This is a genomic window from Carnobacterium sp. (assembly GCF_032094055.1).
Classification (GTDB): Bacteria; Bacillota; Bacilli; order Lactobacillales; family Carnobacteriaceae; genus Carnobacterium_A.
On sequence record NZ_DAMDAK010000080.1, the window covers coordinates 9,789 to 11,756 of the forward strand.

General features: G+C 38.9%; 2 protein-coding genes and 1 pseudogene. All 3 read right to left on the reverse strand.

Going from position 1 to position 1,968, the window contains the following annotated elements:
* Window positions 1-212, reverse strand: a pseudogene (locus RT405_RS10950) (acetyl-CoA carboxylase carboxyl transferase subunit beta); the annotation flags it as partial.
* Between the two features lie 28 nt (window positions 213-240).
* Window positions 241-1,608 carry an acetyl-CoA carboxylase biotin carboxylase subunit gene (locus RT405_RS10955; protein WP_313469667.1) on the reverse strand — a complete coding sequence of 456 codons (1,368 nt, stop codon included), beginning with the start codon at window positions 1,606-1,608 and terminating at the stop codon, window positions 241-243.
* A 4-nt stretch (window positions 1,609-1,612) separates the two neighbouring features.
* A partial coding sequence (fabZ, locus tag RT405_RS10960; protein WP_313469668.1) for a 3-hydroxyacyl-ACP dehydratase FabZ occupies window positions 1,613-1,968 on the reverse strand: 356 nt, incomplete at its 5' end.

The following is a 1,968-nucleotide window of genomic DNA, read 5'->3' on the forward strand; positions in this document are numbered from 1 at the left end:
GTTAATTGGATTCGTTCTTGAGCACCTATTCTAAAAGAGTAGCCGCATTCAGGACAAATTTTTTCTGATCCTAAATCTTTTCCATAAATGGCACGTTTACAATTAGGACACTGAGTAAACATCCCTTCAGGAACTTTAGGAGCATCTGTTTCATCAACTTGTTGCGAACTTTTAGTGATAGGAATATAATCTCGTTTTTTAAATAGTCTCACATTCTCACCTCTTTATACCCTTAATGGACTATTCAACGCGCGGTTGCCACTCTTCAAGAAAAACATCTTGTAAAAAACTAGTATCGTAGGATCCATTAACAAAACGCTCATCAGCTAATAGATCTTCTTGAAAGAATTGATTGCTGATAATTCCTTCAATAACCAGTTCTCCTAGAGCTCGTTTCATTTTGGCAATAGCTTCTGCACGGTCAGCACCTTTTGTAATGATTTTAGCGATCATCGCATCATAATAAGGAGGTATAACATAACCTGCAAACATTGCACTTTCTACTCGTAATCCATTTCCACCACTCGGCATCATTAAATAAGTGATTTTTCCAGGGGAAGGAGCAAAATTAAAAGCTGGATTTTCCGCATTGATACGGCATTCAATTGTATGTCCAGTCAAACGGACATCAGATTGTTGAATAGTCATTTTATTTCCACTAGCAATAATCAACTGTTCTTTGACAATATCGATTTCAGTTGCCATTTCTGTTACAGGGTGTTCAACTTGGATACGTGTATTCATTTCCATAAAATAAAATTTCCCGGATTGATCTAATAAAAACTCAATTGTCCCGGCATTCTTATAATTTACAAATTTTGCCGCACGTACAGCTGTCTCGCCTAATGCTTGACGTTGCGCTTCGCTGATAGCCACAGAAGGAGATTCTTCAATCACTTTTTGGTTGTTCCGTTGTAAGGAACAATCCCGTTCTCCTAAATGAATAACATTCCCATGGTGATCACCTAAAATTTGAACTTCAATATGACGTGCGTGTTCAATAATTTTTTCCATATACATGCGACCATCACCAAAGGCAGCTTGAGCTTCATTTTTAGCACTATTAAAAGCAGAAACTAATTCCTCCTGGCTGTATACTTTTCGTATCCCTTTTCCGCCGCCTCCAGCAGCAGCTTTCAGCATTACGGGGTAACCTAATTGTTCTGCAAGTTCTTTGGCTTTATCAGTATCGGTAATAAAGCCGTCACTTCCAGGTATAACCGGAACGTCTGCTTGGATCATCAAATCTCTAGCATTTGACTTGTTTCCCATTTGTTCAATGGTTTCCGGATCCGGTCCGATAAATGCTACATTCATTTCTTGACACATTGTGGCAAAAGTACTGTTTTCCGATAAAAAACCAAATCCTGGGTGAATAGCTTGAGAATTTGTAACTACCGCAGCACTTAAGATACTTTGCATATTCAAATAAGAATCTGTAGCTTTTGCCGGACCAATACAGATAGCTTCATCAGCTAACTGCATATGCAGAGCGTCTCGATCTGCTTCTGAGTAAATTGCTACTGTTTGGATACCTAATTCGCGACAAGCACGAATGATCCGGACAGCAATTTCTCCGCGATTTGCGATTAATATTTTTTTGAACATCTGACTATCTTCCAATGATAAACGTTAATTCGGCTTCGCAAACTTTTTTGCCGTCAACGTAAGCTACACCTTTGCCGATACCAGCATAGTCTTTTAACTTAACAATGTCGACCACTAACATTAATTGATCGCCAGGAACTACTTTTTTACGGAATTTTACTTTGTTCATGCCGCCTAAATAAGCTGTTTGTCCTTTAAAGCGGTCTAATTGCAACAATGGAATTGAACCGGCTTGTGCTAAACTTTCTAAAATGTACACACCCGGCAGGACAGGTTCGCCTGGGAAGTGACCTTGGAAAACTTCTTCATTGATCGTAACATTTTTCAATGCTACTACGCGTTCACCTGGAATCATTTCAT

What these genes read in the sequence shown, in the direction of transcription:
- RT405_RS10955 (WP_313469667.1), bottom strand. Translation starts at nt 1,608, where the DNA reads ATGTTCAAAAAAATATTAATCGCAAATCGCGGAGAAATTGCTGTCCGG.